Source organism: Roseicella sp. DB1501, from assembly GCF_013112485.1.
In the GTDB taxonomy this organism is placed as follows: Bacteria; Pseudomonadota; Alphaproteobacteria; order Acetobacterales; family Acetobacteraceae; genus Paracraurococcus.
This window is the reverse complement of record NZ_JABFHG010000010.1, coordinates 222,437-238,628: the sequence shown is the minus strand read 5'-3', so window position 1 is coordinate 238,628 and position 16,192 is coordinate 222,437. Positions and strand designations below refer to the sequence as shown.

The following is a 16,192-nucleotide window of genomic DNA, read 5'->3' as shown; positions in this document are numbered from 1 at the left end:
GCGGGATTGCCAACCGGTCGTCCGACCAAATCGCGGTTGACAGCCCCGCCGCGAGGGGCATGCTCGGCGGCAAAGCTGGAGGACAGTCCATGCCCGATCTCGATCTGGTGATCCGTGGCGGCACGGTGGTGGATGGCAGCGGCGGCGCGCCCTTCGAGGCCGATATTGGCATCGCCGGCGGCCGCATCGCCGAGCTCGGCAAGATCGCGAGCCGCGGCACCGAGGAGATCGACGCCAAGGGCAAGATCGTCACCCCGGGCTTCGTCGACATCCACACCCATTACGACGCCCAGGCCACCTGGAGCAGCCAGATCGACAGCGCCTCCTACAACGGCGTCACCACGGCGCTGATCGGCAATTGCGGCGTCGGCTTCGCCCCCTGCCGCCCCGACCGGCGCGAGGCGTTGGTGAAGCTGATGGAGGGCGTCGAGGACCTGCCGGAGGTGGTGCTGACCGAGGGCCTCCCCTGGACCTGGGAGAGCTTCGGCGAGTTCATGGACACGCTCGATGCCCGCCGCTTCGACACCGACATCGCCGCCCAGGTCTGCCACGCGCCGCTGCGCCTGCACGTGATGGGCGAGCGGGCCGAGGCCCATGCGGTGGCGACCGAGGCCGAGATCGCCGAAATGGCGCGCCTCGCCGCCGAGGGTATCCGCACTGGGGCGCTCGGCTTCTCCACCTCCCGCGCCATCGCCCACAAGACGCTGGACGGGCGGCATATCCCGACCCTCGGCACGCCCGAGGCGGAGCTGGAGGCGATCGGCCGCTCGGTCGGGCAGGCGGGCGCCTCCTGGCTGCAGGTGATCTCGGATTTCGACGATCCGGAGGATGAGTTCGACCGGCTGCAGCGCATCTGCACCGCTTCCGGCCGGCCGATGACCTTCTCCCTGCTGCAGCGGGAGAGCCGGCCCTGGCTGTGGCAGTTCCTGCTCGGCAAGATCGAGGCGGCGAATGCCGCCGGCGCCCGGATGTTCGGCCAGGTGATGGGCCGGCCGATCGGGCTGATGTTCGGCTTCGAGATGTCGCAGCACCCCTTCGTCGCCCGCCCCTCCTGGCAGGCGATCGCGCATCTGCCCTTCGAGGCGCGGATGCAGGCGCTGCGCGACCCCGGGCTGAAGGCGCGGCTGATCGCCGAGGAGACGCCGGACCCGATGCTGCGGGCGCGGCTGAACACCTGGGACATGATCTTCAAGCTCGGCGACCCGCCGGATTACGAGCCGCTGCCGGAGACCAGCCTCGGCGCCACCGCCCGGGCGCGCGGCATGGACCCGAGCGCCCTTGCCTGGGAATGGATGATGGAGAAGGATGGCCGCGCCATCCTCAACCGGCCGAGCATCAACTATGCCGATCGCGACCTCGAGGCGGTGCGGACCATGGTGCGGCATCCGCAGACGCTGATGGGCCTCGGCGATGGCGGGGCGCATGTCGGCTTCATCTGCGACAACTCCGCCACCACCCATATGATCGCCTACTGGACGCGCGACCGCACGCGCGGGCCGAAGCTGCCGCTGGAATTCGCGGTGAAGCGGCTGTCGCGCGACAATGCCCTAGCGCTCGGCCTCGGCGATCGCGGGCTGGTCGCCGCCGGCAAGAAGGCCGACCTCAACGTCATCGACTACGACAGGCTGCAGGTGCGCGTGCCGGTGATGCAGTACGATCTGCCGGCCGGCGGCAAGCGCCTGGTGCAGAAGGCGGATGGCTATGTCGCCACCGTGGTCAGCGGCGCCGTGACCTATCGCGACGGCGAGGCGACCGGGACGCTGCCCGGCCGGCTGGTGCGCGGCGCGAAGGGGTAGAGCAGATCGCGGGAGGGCGTGAACGCCCGGGCGCGTGACTCTGCTCGAAAGCAACAATCCGCCGTAGGGCGGGGCAGGCCCGCCCGGCCCGCCCTCAGGCCGGGATGCGCACCGGCAGGTCGGTGATGCCGTGGACGAAGGAGGAGTAGACGCGCTTCGGCGGCCCCACCACCTCGATGCGGTCGAAGCGGCGCAGGATCTCCTCCCATAGGATGCGGAGCTGCAACTCGGCCAGGCGGTTGCCGACGCAGCGATGGATGCCGAAGCCGAAGGAGAGATGCTGGCGCGGCCGCTTGCGGTCGATGATGAAGCGCTCGGGCGCCTCGATCGCCGCCGGGTCGCGGTTGCCGGAGATGTACCACATCACCACCTTGTCGCCGACGCGGATGGTCTGGCCGCCGAGCTCGACATCCTGCAGCGCGGTGCGGCGCATATGGGCGAGCGGCGTCTGGTAGCGGATGATCTCCGGCACCATGCTCTCGATCAGCGCCGGATCGGCGCGCAGCTTGGCATATTCCGCCGGGTTCTGGTTCAGGAAAAGCAGCCCGCCGCTGATCGAGTTGCGGGTGGTGTCGTTGCCGCCGACGATGAGCAGGATCAGGTTGCCGAGGAATTCGCGTGGCGTCATGTTCCGCGTCGCCTCGCCATGGGCGAGCATGGAGATCAGGTCCGGCCGCGGCTCGGCATTCACCCGCTGGTTCCAGAGATCGGTGAAATAGGCGAGGCATTCGGCGAAGACCGCCTCGCGCTTCTCCTCGCTGTCGATGAAGCCGCCGGCCTCCGGCACCGCCGTCGCGCAATCCGACCAGAAGCTCAGCTTGCGCCGGTCCTCGAAGGGGAAGTCGAAGAGGGTCGCCAGCATCTGCACCGTCAGCTCGATGGAGACATGCTCCACCCAGTTGAAGGTCTCGCCGCGCGGCAGGCCGTCAAGGATGCGGGCGGCGCGCTCGCGGATCGTGTGCTCGAGCTTCGCCAGGTTGGCCGGGGCGACGATGGGCTGCACCACCTTGCGCTGCTCGTCATGCCGCGGCGGATCCATGGCGATGAACATCGGCAGCCGCAATTCCTTCGGCCGGTCGCGGATCGAGATGCCGCCGAGGCCGCTCTCCGAGCTGAAGGCCTTGTGGTTCACCTCGACGGCCATGATCTCCTTGTAGGTCGAGACCGACCAATAGGGGCCGAAGAGCGGGCTGGTGGTGCTGTAATGCACCGGCGCGTCGCGCCGCAGCCGCTCGAAGAACGGCCACATGGTGTCGTCCTGGAAGCGGCGCGGATGGCTCGGGTCGAGCTGGTCGAGCGGTGTCGTTCAGGCCTCGGAGGCGGCATCGACCGGCGCGGCCTCGATCGACACGGGCGCATTCATGGCGTGGTCTCCCTGGACGTCTCCGATGATTGGCACGGCGCCGGGCGGACCGCCTGGCGGCGCCGGTGCGGGCGGCCGAGCTTAGGAGGCTCGGCCTGGCTTGTCGCCGCCCCGGGCTCCTCCGCCGCCCGGACGCGGCGGATTGTGACGGCGGCCGTCATCGCCCGCGCTGGGGCTAGACCAACGGGCTCCCATGCCGACGGACCGGTCCTTCGACCGGTCCGAGGTCCCGAACCGGGCGCGCATGCGGTCACGCAGGAGGGCCATCGGTATCAATGCTGCGCCTCGGGCATCCGCACCACCAGCCCGTCGAGCGCCGGCGTCACGGTGATCTGGCAGGAGAGGCGGGAATTGGGCTGCGCCGTCGCAGCGAAGCTCAGCATGCTCGCCTCCTGCTCGCCCGGCGTGCCGGTGCGCGCCAGCCAGGCCTCGTCGACGAAGACATGGCAGGTGGCGCAGGCGCATTCCCCGCCGCAATCGCCGTCGATGCCGGGCACGTTGTTGTCGACCGCGCCCCGCATGACCGAGAGCCCGTCCTCCACATCGATCAGATGCTCGGTCCCGTCATGCTCGATATAGGTCACTTGCGGCATGGGCATGTCCCTGCTGGTTGTCGATCTCACACCAACGGACCGGTCCCCCCGACCGGTCCGAGGCTCCGAACGGGCCCCGCGACCCATGTCGCGCAGCCAAGCGAACCGGAGGTTCGCGCCCGGCGTCTGAGGGCCACTTGCATCAGGCCGCGACGTCGCGGATCGACCGCGCGGGGTCCCGCAGGATATCCGGTGCGACGCGAGCCTGCTTCGCCACAAGCACGCGTCCGGCCATGAAATCTGCCGGCGCATTGACCGCCTCGATGGCCAGCACGCGCTGCTCGCGATCGAGGTGGAAGACCGTGAAGCCGCCCGCCTCCGCATCGCCGCGGATCACCGCCTCATGCGCGTCGAAGGCCAGCCCCGCCATCTGCAGCCGCAGCTCGAACTGGTCGGACCAGAACCACGGCACCTCGGGCTGCGGCGGCGGCCGGCCGCAGATATCGGCGGCGGCCTGCTTCGCCTGCTCGATCGCGTTCGGCACGCTCTCCAGCCGGCCGCTGCGGCCATAGAGGGGCAGGGGCCGCTGCGTGCAATCGCCGATGGCGTGGATCGCCGGATCGCTGGTCCGGGCGGCGAGATCGACCACGATGCCGCCGGCGCAATCGAGCCCCGCCGCCGCGGCCAGCTCGGTGCTCGGCACCGCCCCGACGCCGATGAGGACGGTGTCGCAGGGGATGCGCCGCCCGTCCTGCAGCCGCACCGCCCGCGCGGCGCCGGCCTCGCCCTCGATCGCCGCCACCTCGACGCCGGTCAGCACCTCGACGCCCCGGGCGCGATGCTGCGCCTCGAGGAAGCGGGACAGCGCCGTGCCGGCGACGCGGGCCAGCACCCGCGCCTCGCGCTCCAGCACCACCGCCCCAGCGCCGAGCGCCCGGGCCGAGGCCGCGACCTCGAGGCCGATATAGCCGCCGCCGATCACCGCCAGCCGCCGGCCGGGGCCGAGCGCCGCCTGCAGGGCATCGGCATCGACCGTGCCGCGCAGCGCCAGCACGCCGGCCAGATCCGCCCCCGGCAGGGCCAGGCTGCGCGGCCGGGCGCCGAGGGCGAGGATCAGGCGATGGTAGCCGAGCTCGATGCCGTCGGAGAGGCTGACCCGGCGCGCGGCGCGGTCGATCCCGGCGACGCGGGTGCCGAGATGCAGGTCGATCCGCTGCTGCGCGTAGAAGCGGGCGGGGCGCAGGGCGAGGCTCTCGGCGCTCGCCTCGCCCTTCAGCCAGGCCTTGGAGAGGGGCGGCCGCTGATAGGGCAGGTGCGCCTCCTCGCCCACCAGCGCGATCGCGCCCTTCCAGCCATATTGCCGCAGGAAGGCGGCGGCCGAGCCGCCGGCATGGCCGGCGCCGGCGATGACGATGCACGGCGGGTCCTCACTCACGCGGACGATGCCTCCCCGAAAGAGGCGCTGATGACACACCGGGGGCGCCGGCAGCGTCAAGGAAGGGTCCGGCGCGGGAGCCTCGCCACGGCGGGAACCAGGTCACGTTCGGCGGCAGCGGCGAACGCGCTCCGGCTGCCGGCGTTCGCCCGTCCGTATCACCCAGCCCGGCTCGCATGGCGCCCGGGGCTTTCACAGGATTTGCGATGCCCAGGCGACGCGTCTTGATCGTCGAAGACGACCCCATGGTTGCGATCGACATCGAATCTATCCTGCTCGGCGCGGCCGAAGCCGATGTCTCGGTCGCGAGCTCGGTGCGCGATGCGTGCCGGGTGATCAACGAGCGCGGGTTCGACGCCGCCTTCCTCGACATCGACGTGCTGGATGGTAAGACATACGAACTCGCCCGCTGCCTCGCGGAGCGCGGCACGCCCTTCGCCTTCGTCTCGGGAGCGCGGCGGGAGGAGGTGCCCGCCGCGCTGCGCGAGGCGCCCTTCCTGCCCAAGCCCTACGATCCCGCGGAGATCGAGCGGACCTACCTGAACCGGTTGGCCCCGCAGGCGCGCCCGTCCGGGAAGTGCCAGCAGGGGTGCCAGCAGGGGTGAAGGTGCAGGGAGGGGGTGGGCGTGCTAGACGCTGGTTCCCAGGGAACAGCCAGCGCGTCGGTCGATCACAGCGACACGCGTGGCAGGAAAGGCAGGTCCATGAGTCCGGCCGGCTTCGAGCCAGGTGAGTTCTGTGAACGGCCGAAGGGCTGGGACGAAGGGGTGAGGCTGGCGGCGCTCGAGAGCTATGCCGTCCTGGACACGCCGCCCGAGCAGGCCTTCGACGAGGTGGTGCAGCTCGCCGCGCAGATCTGCGCGGCGCCCATCGCCGTGGTCAACCTGATCGCCGAGCAGCGGCAGTTCTTCAAGGCCGAGATCGGGCTCGGCGTGCGGGAGACGCCGCTCGACGTCTCGATCTGCGCCCATGCCATCCTGCAGCCGGGCCTTTTCATCGTGCCGGACACGACGGGGGACCCGCGCTTCGCCGACAACCCGCTGGTGACCGGCGCGCCGCATCTGCGCTTCTATGCCGGGGCGCTGCTCGAGACCGCGGAGGGGCTGCCGCTCGGCACGCTCTGCGTGTTGGACTATGCGCCGCGGCCGGAGGGGCTGACCCCGCAGCAGGGCTTCGCGCTGCAGGTGCTGGCCAAGCAGGTGATGTCGCAGCTCGACCTGCGCCGGGCCCTGAAGGCGCGGGAGGCCGACGCGGCGAAGCTGGCCGAGAGCGAGCGGCAGTTCCGCATCCTCGCCGACAGCATGCCGCAGATGATCTGGGCCACCCGGCCGGATGGCCATCACGACTACTACAACCGCCGCTGGTACGAGTTCACCGGCATGCCGGAGGGGTCGACCGACGGCGAGGGCTGGAACGACATGTTCCATCCGGAGGACCGGGAGCGGGCCTGGGCGCTCTGGCGGCACTCCCTCGCCACCGGCGAGCCCTATGAGATCGAGTACCGCCTGCGCCGCGCCGATGGCGTCTATCGCTGGACGCTGGGCCGGGCCCTGCCGGTGCGCGACCCGCAGGAGCGCATCATCCGCTGGTTCGGCACCTGCACCGATATCGAGGAGCAGAAGCAGACCGAGGAACGGCTGCGGATCAGCGAGGAACGCCTCCGCCTCGCGCTCAGCGCCGCCGAGATGGTGGGCACCTGGGTCTGGGACGTGCCGAACGACCGCATCACCGCCGATTCCGGCTATGCCCGGCTGTTCTCCGTGCCGGCCTCGGCGGTGGCCGAGGGCCTGCCGATCGAGACCCTGCTGCCGGCCATCCATCCCGAGGACCGGCCGCAGACCGAGGCGCTGATCCGGGCGGCCCTGGCGGGCGAGGCGGGCGGCGCCTTCGAGGCCGAGTACCGGGTGCGGCTCGCCGATGGCAGCATCCGATGGGTGGCCGCGCGCGGCCGCTGCGAGCACGATGCCGAGGGCCGGCCCACCCGCTTCCCCGGCGTGGTGATGGACGTGACCGAGCGCCGCTCGGCCGAAGAGGCGAAGGAGCTGCTGGCGCGCGAGCTCTCGCACCGGATCAAGAACATCTTCACCGTGGTGGGCAGCATGGTCTCGCTCTCCGCCCGGCAGGCCTCGCCCGAGGTCGCGGGCTTTGCCACCATCCTGCGGCGGCGCCTCAACGCCCTCGCGGCGGCGCATGAGTATGTCCGCCCGCACGGCCCGGAGTCCCGCCCCGTCGAGACCGGGACCACCCTGCATGGCCTGCTCCGCACCCTGCTGGCCCCCTATGAGGAGCCGGGGCGGGAGCGGGTGCGGCTGGTCGGCGATGATGCGCCGATCGGCGTGAAGGCGGCGACCTCGCTCGCTCTGATCCTGCATGAGCTGGCCACCAATGCCGCGAAATACGGGGCGCTGGCCGCCACCGAGGGCTGCGTGACGATCACCACGGCGCGCCAGGGCGCGCATCTCGGGTTGACCTGGTGCGAGCGCGGCGGCCCGCCCGTGCCTGGCGCCCCAACCCGGCGCGGCTTCGGCACGGTGCTGGCGGAACGGGGGGCCATCACCCAGCTCTCCGGCAGCGTGGCGCATGACTGGGCGCCCGAGGGCCTGACGCTGCGCCTGGAGGTGCCGCTCGAGCGGCTGGCGCATTGAGAACGCCCTACAGAGCCGCGAAAAAGCGTGACTCACGCGATCAAACAATAGCCTGGACCATGATCCGCGACCCTGTGTGAGCGGATCATGGTCCAGGAGGCACGGCGGCGCGTTCCGCCGCCATGGGGGGAGGCAGGGCCCAGCAGCCCCGGATGTCAGGCGGCCACCGCCTGCCGCAGCCAGCAGAGCCAGAGGGCGAGGGCGAGGCAGGGGCCGAAGGGCAGCGGCTCGGCCGCGTCCAGCCCGCCGCGGCGGAGCGCCAGGATGCCGGCCAGGGCGAGGCCGAGCAGCGCGGCGACCAGCACCATCGCGGCCAGCGCCTCCCAGCCCAGCCAGGCGCCGGCGGCGGCCATGAGCTTGGCATCCCCCTGGCCGAGCCCCTCCCGCCCGCGCAGCCGGCGATAGGCGAGGGCGACGCCGCGGAAGGCGAGATAGCCGAGCGCTGCCCCCGCCGCATGGCCGGTGAGCTCGGCCGGCGCCAGCCACCAGGTGGCGAGCAGCCCGGCCGGGATCAGCGGCAGGGTCAGCGCATCCGGCAGGATCAGGTGTTCCCAGTCGATCCAGGCGAGGGCGAGCAGCGCCCAGCCGAGGCCGCAGGTGAGCCAGAGCCGCGGCGGATCATCGGGCAGCAGCGCCGCGGCGGTACCGGCGAGGAGAAGGGCCGCGACCTCGACCGCCAGGTGAAAGGGGGCGATCGCCGTGCCGCAGGCCCGGCAGCGGCCGCCGAGCGCCAGGTAGCTGCCGATCGGCAGCAGGTCGCGGGCGGCGAGGGCGGTGCCGCAGCGCTCGCAGGCCGAGCGCGCCAGCCCGACCGGCCGGCCCTCCGGCAGGCGGCGGATCAGCACGCCGAGGAAGCTGCCGATGAAGGGCGCCGCGAGCACCGGCAGCCACCAGGATTGCACGCGCCACCTCTTGCCCGTCCGGCGCGGTTTTCGCCGCAAAGCGGGCAGGAAGGGAAGCGGGAAGCGCCGGCCCGGTCGGGATCCTGGCGAGGCGGGGCGGGGCGGGCCGCTACTTCGGCAGCTCCTCGACGGTGACGCCTTCCGGCGGCGGGGCGGCGATGGTGCCCTCCTCGCCCGGCGTCACCCGCACCAGCCAGTCCTTCAGCGCCCGTCGAAGCTGGAATTCGAACTCCACGTTCAGGTCGTCCATGGCGCTGCGCAGCAGCGCATCCTCGGCACGCGGCCGGCCGGCATCGGCGCCGCTGACCGCCCGCCGCGACTGCGCCTCGACGAAGCCGAGCCGCTCGCCGGCCGCAGAGAGGATGTCGAGCCGGCAGCCGACCAGGCAGGTCAGGCCGTCGCCGCCCCGCAACATCGCCGCCTCGGTGACGGTGAAGCGCGCCGTGCCGGTGGTGCCGAGGGCGACCAGCCGGTCCTGGCCCATGATCCGCACCGCCTCCACCGGGGAGGGCAGCATGCGCGGGCCGATATCCCCGGGCTGCGGCGGCGGGCCGCCCTCCGCCACCTCGATCGAGGCGACGTTCAGCGCCAGCGGGGTGAGGTAGTTGAAGCGCACCGGGCCGGGCGGGACATAGGCCGGCTCGGGCTGCGCGCAGGCGGCCAGGGCCGCAAGGGGCAGCAACAGGGCGTGCCGGCGCGGTAGGGCAAGGCCGGGCCGCGCCGTGGCGGGAGCCGAAGCGGGGCGGGATGCGCGGGAAGCTGCCACCAGGGGATCATCCGTCAGCCGTGCGAACCATCCTCCCTGTAGAACCGATCGCGGCCGGGCGTAAACGTCCCGGCATCGCGACGGTCCCGCGGGAGCCCCTTACGCCCGGCCGGCGGCGCCCCGCACCTCGCCCCGGTCGAAGCGGAAGTCGAGGTTGCAGAACTCGCAGGTCATGGTAATGGCGCCGCCCTCGGCCATGTGGTCGAGGTCGTCCTCCGGGAAGCCCTGCAGCACCCCGGCAAGCCGCGCCCGCGAGCAGCGGCAGCCATAGGAGAGGCTGCGCGGCCGGTCGAGCGCCAGCCCCTCGGCATGGAACAGCCGGTGCAGGAGCTGCGGCGAGGAGAGCGCGTCGTCCAGCATCTCGGCCTCGGTCAGCGTGCCGGCCAGGGCGAGGGCGGTGCGCCAGGATTCCTCCTGCGCCTCGGCATCGAGCGCGGGGTCGATGCCGCCCTCGCCCGCCACCTTCTCCATGATGAAGGCGCTGGCCCGCCAGCCGGCCGGCGTCTGGTCGCAGGCGAGGCGGACGAAGGTGCGGAGCTGCTCCGAGGTGCTGAAATAGTGGTCCGTCATCTCGGCCAGCGTGCTGCCCGCGATGGCCACGATCCCTTGGTAGCGGTCCATGTCGAGGCCCTGGTCGCAGGTGAAGGCGAGATAGCCGCTGCCGAGCAGGGCGCCCGCTTCGGGGTCCGGCACCTCGGCGAGCAGGGCCGCGAGCGCCTCGGGCGCCGGCTTGGCATAGCCGCGCAGCGCGCCGGCCTCGGTGCAATCGGCGAGCAGCATCGGCACCGGCCCGTTGCCCTTGGCCTGGACGGAGAAGCTGCCGCGGAATTTCAGCGCCCCGGCGAGCCCGGCCGCCAGCGCCAGGCTCTGGCCGGCGAGACGGGTGACGGCGGGGTGGTTGTCGTGCCGGGTGAGCAGCGCATCGGCGAGCGGGCCGAGGCGGATCAGCCGGCCCCGCACCGGCTGGGCCTGCAGATGGAAGGGCTGGATGCCGCGCGGCACCACGATGTCGGGCACCGGCGGGCGGTCGTGCTGCAGGAAGGCGGGGGTGGCGGAGGGCCGGGTGGGATCGGGCAAGGCAGGATGACCTGGGCTGCGCGGGCCGGCCCGCATCCGGGCATGGCGGCCCGGCGACGCGCGGCCGCCCGAGGGATTGGAGCATGGCGCGGCCCGGTCCCGGCCTGCGGGACCGGCCGCTCTTGCCCGTTAGATAGGATCGGGACTGCCCGAGGACCAGCTATCCCCGCGGCCCGCCGCCCCGATCCACCATCCCCGGCCGCAAATCCAGGCCAACCGGCGCGGCTCAGCCGCCGCCGAGCGCCCAGAGCAGCACGCCCTTCTGCGCGTGCAGCCGGTTCTCCGCCTCGTCGAAGACCACGCTCTGCGGCCCGTCGATCACCTCCGCCGCCACCTCCTCGCCGCGATGCGCCGGCAGGCAGTGCTGGAAGATCGCGTCCGGCGCCGCCTGGCGCATCAGCGCCTCGGTCACCTGGTAGGGGGCGAGCAGGTTGTGGCGGCTCGGCGCGCCGCTGTCGGGCGTCTCGTCGCTCATGCTCACCCAGGTGTCGGTGACCACGCAGCGGGCGCCGCGCACCGCCTCCACCGGGTCCTCGGTGAGCTCGATCCGCGCCCCCTCGCCGCGCGCCCAGTCGAGCAGTGGCTGCGGCGGCCGCAGCGCCGCCGGCGTCGCCAGGCGCAGGGTGAAGCCGAAACGGGCCGCGGCCTGGATGAAGCTCTGCGCGACGTTGTTGCCGTCGCCGACCCAGGCGACGACCTGGCCGGCGATCGGGCCGCGATGCTCCTCGAAGGTGAGGATATCGGCCATGAGCTGGCAGGGATGCGAGATGTCGGTGAGGCCGTTGATGACCGGCACCGTTGCGTAGTGGGCCAGCTCGCGGATGCGGTTCACGTCATGCGTGCGCATCATGATGGCATCGACGTAGCGCGACAGGACCTTGGCCGTGTCGCTCATCGACTCGCCGCGCGAGGACTGCATGTCCTTCGAGGAGAGCACGATCGGATGGCCGCCGAGCTGGTGGATGCCGACCTCGAAACTGACCCGGGTGCGGGTGCTCGGCTTCTCGAAGATCAGCGCCACCGCCTTGCCGGCGAGCGGCTTGCCGGCGAGGGCGCCGCGCTTGGCCTGGGCGGCGAGATCGAGCATGCGGCGCAGCACCGCCGGCTCGAAATCCATCAGCTCGAGGAAGTGCCGGGGGGGAGACTCTCCCCCGGAGGTCATCGGCTTCAGCGCGGCGCTCACTTGGCGGCATCCTTGGCGCGGGACGGGGTGATGCGGCGCATGGCGCGGTCGAGCAGCCCGACCGCCTCGTCCGCCTCCGCCTCGGTGATGATGAGCGGCGGGGCGAGGCGGAGCACGTTCATCCCGGCCGCCACGGTCAGCAGGCCCTCGGCCGCGGCGGCGTTCTGCGCCTCGCCGTTGCTGGCCTCGGGGCGCAGCTTGATGCCGAGCAGCAGCCCGGCGCCCTGGATGCCCTCGATCACCGTCGGGTGGCGCTGCGCCAGCCCCTGCAGCCCGCGCCAGAGATGCCGCGCCACCCGGTCCACGCCCTCGAGGAAGCCGGGGGCGAGGAGGATGTCGAGCACGGCGTTGCCGGCGGCGCAGGCGAGCGGGTTGCCGCCATAGGTGCTGCCATGCGTGCCCGGCTTCAGGTACTGCGCCACCTTCTCCTTCGCCAGGATGGCGCCGAGCGGGAAGCCGCCGCCGATGCCCTTGGCCGAGGACATCACGTCCGGCTCGATCCCGGCCCATTGATGCGCCCAGAGCTTGCCGGAGCGGCCCATGCCGGTCTGCACCTCGTCGAGGGCCAGGAGCACCCCGAACTCGTCGCAGGCGGCGCGGATCTGGCGCAGGAAGTCGAGGCTGGCCGGCCGCACGCCGCCCTCGCCCTGGATCGGCTCGATCAGCACCGCGGCGGTGCTGCCGTCGATCGCGTCGCGCAGGGCGTTCATGTTGCCGAAGGGGATGTGCCGGAACCCCTCGACGGGCGGGCCGAAGCCGGCGAGGTACTTCTCGTTGCCGGTCGCGGCCAGGGTGGCCAGGGTCCGGCCGTGGAAGGCGCCCTCGAAGCAGAGGGTGACGAAGCGCTCGGGATGGCCGTTCTCGGCATGGTACTTGCGGACCGCCTTGATCATGCCCTCGTTCGCCTCGGCGCCCGAGTTGCAGAAGAACACGGAGTCCGCGAAGGAGGTCTCGACCAGCCGCGCCGCCAGCTGCTCGGCCTGCGGGATGCGGTAGAGGTTCGAGGTGTGCATCACCCGCCCCGCCTGCTCGGCGATGGCCTGCACCAGATGCGGATGCGCATGGCCGACGGAGGCGGTGGCGATGCCGGCGCCGAAATCGAGGAATCGTCGCCCGTCCGTCGTCCACAGCCTGGCGCCCTCGCCCCGCTCGAAGGCGAGGTCGGCGCGGTTGTAGGTCGGCATCAGGGCGGGGATCACCGGTGTGGTCTCCAGACTTCCCCTGCGCCGCGAGGCTCGCGGCGCTCCTTGGGGAAGCCGGGGATTTGGCCGGAAACCGCGGGGCGCGTCAAACCGGGGCGGGCGGAATTCTGATGACGAGGCGACCGAGCACCGCCGATCCGGCGCCGTTCAGCCCTTCTTCTCGGCGATGCTGTCGTAGGTGAAGGTCGGCAGGCTGCCGAGGCTGTCCTTGGTGGCGCCCGTCAGCACCCAGCGGCCGCTGCCGGTCGGGGCCTGCAACCGGTCATAAGGCACCGTCACCAGCTTGGCGCCGATGCCGAGGAAGCCGCCGACCGAGATCACCGCCACCGGACTGCCGCCGCCGGCCGGGATGATGAGGTCGTCCACCTCGCCGACGCTCTCGTTGTTCTCGTTGTAGACGGCCGAGCCGATCACCTTGCTGGCCCGCCGGCCGCCGCGGATGGCGGCGGTATCGACCGCGAAGCCGCCGGAACCGCTGGCGCCGCTGCCGCGGGCGAGGTTCGGCGCGGCGGCCGGGCCGCTCGGCAGGGCGGGGGCGGTGGGCGTCGGCGTGGTGGTATCGGCGGGGGCGGTGCTGTCGGCCGCGCTCCCGGTGCCCTGGGCAAGGGCGGGGGCGAGGGCGAGTGGCGATGCCAGCGGCCCGACGAGGATGGCGAGGACCGCCAGGCGCTGTCGAATGGTCATCATGGGGCGCAGCCTCCGTCGCTGGTCAGGACGCGCGGCAGGCCGCCATGGCTTGCCGGGGCGGGCAAAGCCGCAGCAACGCCGCGCGGGGAGGGCGGTTTGCCGGCACCACCGCGGATGCGGCGCTACCGGTCGGGGCCGCGGGATCAGGCGTCGCCGGTATCCGGCTGCAATCCCGCCGCCTCGATGCCGGCGACGGCGCAGACCTCGTCCTGGGCCGAGACGTCGCCGCTGATCCCGACCGCGCCAAGGATCACCCCCTCGGCGTCGCAGGCCAGCACGCCGCCCGGCACCGGCACGGCGCGGCCGCCGGCGATGTCGGAGAGGGCGTTCATGAAGCCCTGCATCGCCTGCGCCCGCCGTGCCAGCTCGCGCCCGCCGAGGCCGAGGGCGAGCGCCCCATAGGCCTTGCCAAGCGCGATCTCCGGCCGCAGCAGCGAGGCGCCGTCCTCGCGCTGGCTCGCCTTCACCTGCCCGCCGGCATCGAGCACGACGACGGTCAGCGGCAGCAGGTTCAGCTCCCGCCCCTTGGCGCGGGCGGCGGCGATGATGGCATTGGCCTGGTCGAGGCTGAGGCCGTTGGTCGGATAGCGGGCCATGGCGATCTCCTGCTGGCGCGTCCGCGCCTTGTGCCCCGGCGGGCCGGGCACGGCCAGCCCCCCGCCCCATACATGGGCCGGATGATGGGACAGCCTGGCCGGGCATGGCAGGATGCCGGCATGACCGAGGACCCGGACAGAGGCCGCCGCCCGCGGCGCCCGGCGCGCCCCGCCGGCCCGGCCCCGACCGAGGCGGCGCTGCGCGAGGCGGCGCTCGCCCATCTCGCCCGCTTCGCCGCGACCGAGGCCGGGCTGCGGCGGGTGCTGCAGCGGCGGGTCGATCGCTGGGCGCGCCGCGCCGAGGCCGAGGGCGCGGCGTCCGAGGAAATCGCCCGGCAGGCCGGCGCGGCCCGCGCCGCCGCCGCCGCCGTGGCGCGGGCGATGGTCGCGGCCGGCGCGGTGGACGATGCCGCCTTCGCCGCCTCGCGCGCCCGGCGTCTCGCCCGGGCCGGCCGCTCGCATCGCGCCATCGCGGCACATCTCGGCGCCAAGGGCGTCGCCGCCGAGGCGCGGGAGGCGGCCCTGCCGGCGGCCGGCGCCGAGCTCGACGCGGCGCTGGCGCAGTGCCGGCGGCGACGGATCGGCCCCTTCGCCGCCGCGCCGGCTCCGGAGGACCCACTGGCGGCCCGGGCGGCGCGGCTGAAGGCGCTGGCAGCGCTGGCCCGGGCCGGGTTCGGGCGGGAGGTGGCCGAGGCGGCGCTCGGGATGGATCCCGACGAGGCCGAAGCGCGGCTGATCGCGCTGCGCCACGGATAACGGAAGGTCGCCAGGGAGCGGATCAGACAAATCGCCCGGGATCGGTGATCCACTCCGCCCGCTCCCAGGCCAGCCAGGCCCGGGTCAGCCGCGCCGCGCACCACAGCCAGACCACCGCCAGGAAGCCGAGCCCCACCCCCGGCGCGACCAGCGGCGCCAGCATGCCGATCACCCCGAACCAGAAGGTCCGCACCGCATAGGCATGGTGGCTCGACCAGAGCGTGCCCCGCGCCGGGCCCCAGCGATGCGCGATCACCCCGGCGACGAGCCAGGGCAGGGCCAGGGCCAGCCCGGCGGAGAAGAGCAGGTTCATCCACAGCACCCGCCGTCGCGCCCGTGCCTCGCGCGGCGCCCCGCTCACGCCTCCTCGCCAGCGGCGCGGGGCCGGCGCCCACGCTTCGGGGCAGGCGGTGGCCCCAGCCCGGCGGCCAGCCAGTCGAGCGCCCCCGCCGTGCCGCGCCAGGCGGGCAGGGCATCCGGCACCACCTCGGCTGCCTCCTCGGGCGAGCCCGGCGTGTAGCCAATGGCGCCGGGCCGGGGCGTGCTGCGGCCGAGCAGCGCCGCGGCGACATGCGGGTTGTTGGCCACCGCTGCCGCCCGCGCCGCATCCGCCGCCTCGCCCGGACCATGCCGGCGATAGGCGAGCAGCGCCGCGCCATAGGCCCAGAAGGCGGAGCCGTCCTCCCCGTAGCGCTCGAACAGCGCCGCGGCGGCCGGATCGGCGCCATCCTCCAGCAGCCAGGCCAACAGGATGTAGCGCATGCCCTGGTTGTCGTTCGGGTTGAGCGCCAGCATGCCCTCGACCTCGGCGATCGCCGCCGCCGCCTCGCCCTGCCGCCGCAGCTCCAGCGCCAGGCCGCAGCGCGCCCGCATGTAGGGCCGCGATTCCATCACCCCCCAGGCCTCCCCGGGCTCGAGGGGGAAGGGGCCGAGGGCGACCAGCCCCGCCGCCGCGGCCACCCGCCAGAGATGCAGGGTGAGCGGCGAGCCCGGCGGCGAGGCCCGGGCCAGCAGGCCCCAGCCATCGGCGGCGGCGGGGTTGAGCCGCAGCGCCTCGGTGGCGATGCGGAGCCGGCCCGCCTGGTCCGGCGCCTCCATGGCCTCGAAGCAGCGGAGCTGGGCGTCGTTGACGGAGGCGTCGAGCTCCGGCGCCAGCCGCTCCAGCAGCCGCAGCAAGGCCTGCGATGGCTGGCGCGGTCCCGCCGCCCGTCCTGCTGCCTTCGCCATCCTCTCCCTCCCGTTCCCTACGCG

The 16,192-nt window shown here is 73.2% G+C and carries 16 protein-coding genes; 4 read left to right on the top strand and 12 right to left on the bottom strand.

Annotation, left to right across the window (positions count from 1 at the left end; genetic code table 11):
* The first annotated feature begins 89 nt into the window (after positions 1-89).
* Positions 90-1,796 carry an amidohydrolase family protein gene (locus tag HJG45_RS19960; protein WP_171614272.1) on the top strand — a complete coding sequence of 569 codons (1,707 nt, stop codon included), beginning with the start codon at positions 90-92 and terminating at the stop codon, positions 1,794-1,796.
* Between the two features lie 94 nt (positions 1,797-1,890).
* Here HJG45_RS19960 and HJG45_RS19955 read toward each other — a convergent pair whose 3' ends face one another.
* The 3 genes from HJG45_RS19955 to HJG45_RS19945 all read right to left on the bottom strand — a co-directional run bounded on the left by HJG45_RS19955 (position 1,891) and on the right by HJG45_RS19945 (position 5,127).
* Positions 1,891-3,045 carry a cytochrome P450 gene (locus HJG45_RS19955; RefSeq protein WP_217362982.1) on the bottom strand — a complete coding sequence of 385 codons (1,155 nt, stop codon included), beginning with the start codon at positions 3,043-3,045 and terminating at the stop codon, positions 1,891-1,893.
* A 386-nt stretch (positions 3,046-3,431) separates the two neighbouring features.
* Positions 3,432-3,752, bottom strand: coding sequence for a 2Fe-2S iron-sulfur cluster-binding protein (locus HJG45_RS19950; protein WP_171614270.1), 321 nt, complete (start codon positions 3,750-3,752; stop codon positions 3,432-3,434).
* A 142-nt stretch (positions 3,753-3,894) separates the two neighbouring features.
* Positions 3,895-5,127 (bottom strand): FAD-dependent oxidoreductase, encoded by a 1,233-nt coding sequence (locus HJG45_RS19945; RefSeq protein ID WP_171614268.1) that lies wholly within the window; start codon positions 5,125-5,127, stop codon positions 3,895-3,897.
* 224 nt (positions 5,128-5,351) lie between these two features.
* Here HJG45_RS19945 and HJG45_RS19940 point away from each other — a divergent pair, with 224 nt between their 5' ends.
* Together HJG45_RS19940 and HJG45_RS19935 are read left to right on the top strand one after the other, a co-directional pair.
* Entirely contained in the window at positions 5,352-5,732 is a 381-nt protein-coding gene (locus tag HJG45_RS19940) for a response regulator (RefSeq protein ID WP_171614266.1), read from the top strand.
* Between the two features lie 99 nt (positions 5,733-5,831).
* Positions 5,832-7,772 (top strand): PAS domain-containing protein, encoded by a 1,941-nt coding sequence (locus tag HJG45_RS19935; RefSeq protein ID WP_171614264.1) that lies wholly within the window; start codon positions 5,832-5,834, stop codon positions 7,770-7,772.
* A 155-nt stretch (positions 7,773-7,927) separates the two neighbouring features.
* Here the strand turns inward: HJG45_RS19935 and HJG45_RS19930 are convergent, their stop codons facing one another.
* The 7 genes from HJG45_RS19930 to HJG45_RS19900 all read right to left on the bottom strand — a co-directional run bounded on the left by HJG45_RS19930 (position 7,928) and on the right by HJG45_RS19900 (position 14,185).
* Complete coding sequence (locus tag HJG45_RS19930; protein ID WP_171614262.1) at positions 7,928-8,674, bottom strand: prepilin peptidase; 747 nt, start codon at positions 8,672-8,674, stop codon at positions 7,928-7,930.
* Positions 8,675-8,783: 109 nt separating this feature from the next.
* A complete protein-coding gene (locus HJG45_RS19925) occupies positions 8,784-9,356 on the bottom strand; it encodes a hypothetical protein (protein ID WP_171614260.1) in 573 nt (190 codons plus the stop codon).
* Positions 9,357-9,539: 183 nt separating this feature from the next.
* Positions 9,540-10,517: an Hsp33 family molecular chaperone HslO gene (locus HJG45_RS19920; protein WP_254452648.1), complete on the bottom strand. Its 978-nt coding sequence runs from the start codon at positions 10,515-10,517 to the stop codon at positions 9,540-9,542.
* A gap of 226 nt (positions 10,518-10,743) precedes the next feature.
* Positions 10,744-11,679, bottom strand: coding sequence for an ornithine carbamoyltransferase (argF, locus tag HJG45_RS19915; protein ID WP_171614343.1), 936 nt, complete (start codon positions 11,677-11,679; stop codon positions 10,744-10,746).
* Positions 11,680-11,696: 17 nt separating this feature from the next.
* On the bottom strand, positions 11,697-12,899 hold the full coding sequence (locus HJG45_RS19910) for an acetylornithine transaminase (RefSeq protein WP_171614256.1): 1,203 nt from the start codon (positions 12,897-12,899) through the stop codon (positions 11,697-11,699).
* A 150-nt stretch (positions 12,900-13,049) separates the two neighbouring features.
* Positions 13,050-13,589: a PRC-barrel domain-containing protein gene (locus tag HJG45_RS19905; protein ID WP_171614254.1), complete on the bottom strand. Its 540-nt coding sequence runs from the start codon at positions 13,587-13,589 to the stop codon at positions 13,050-13,052.
* A gap of 143 nt (positions 13,590-13,732) precedes the next feature.
* Entirely contained in the window at positions 13,733-14,185 is a 453-nt protein-coding gene (locus HJG45_RS19900; protein ID WP_171614252.1) for a heme-binding protein, read from the bottom strand.
* A gap of 120 nt (positions 14,186-14,305) precedes the next feature.
* Between HJG45_RS19900 and HJG45_RS19895 the strand changes: the two genes are divergently transcribed.
* Complete coding sequence (locus HJG45_RS19895) at positions 14,306-14,941, top strand: RecX family transcriptional regulator (protein ID WP_171614250.1); 636 nt, start codon at positions 14,306-14,308, stop codon at positions 14,939-14,941.
* Positions 14,942-14,963: 22 nt separating this feature from the next.
* On the opposite strand, the gene HJG45_RS19890 is transcribed toward HJG45_RS19895, so the two are convergent.
* Together HJG45_RS19890 and HJG45_RS19885 are read right to left on the bottom strand one after the other, a co-directional pair.
* Entirely contained in the window at positions 14,964-15,302 is a 339-nt protein-coding gene (locus tag HJG45_RS19890; RefSeq protein ID WP_171614248.1) for a hypothetical protein, read from the bottom strand.
* On the bottom strand, positions 15,299-16,168 hold the full coding sequence (locus tag HJG45_RS19885; protein ID WP_171614246.1) for a hypothetical protein: 870 nt from the start codon (positions 16,166-16,168) through the stop codon (positions 15,299-15,301). Before HJG45_RS19885 ends, HJG45_RS19890 begins: the two co-directional genes overlap by 4 nt.
* Positions 16,169-16,192 lie beyond the last annotated feature (24 nt).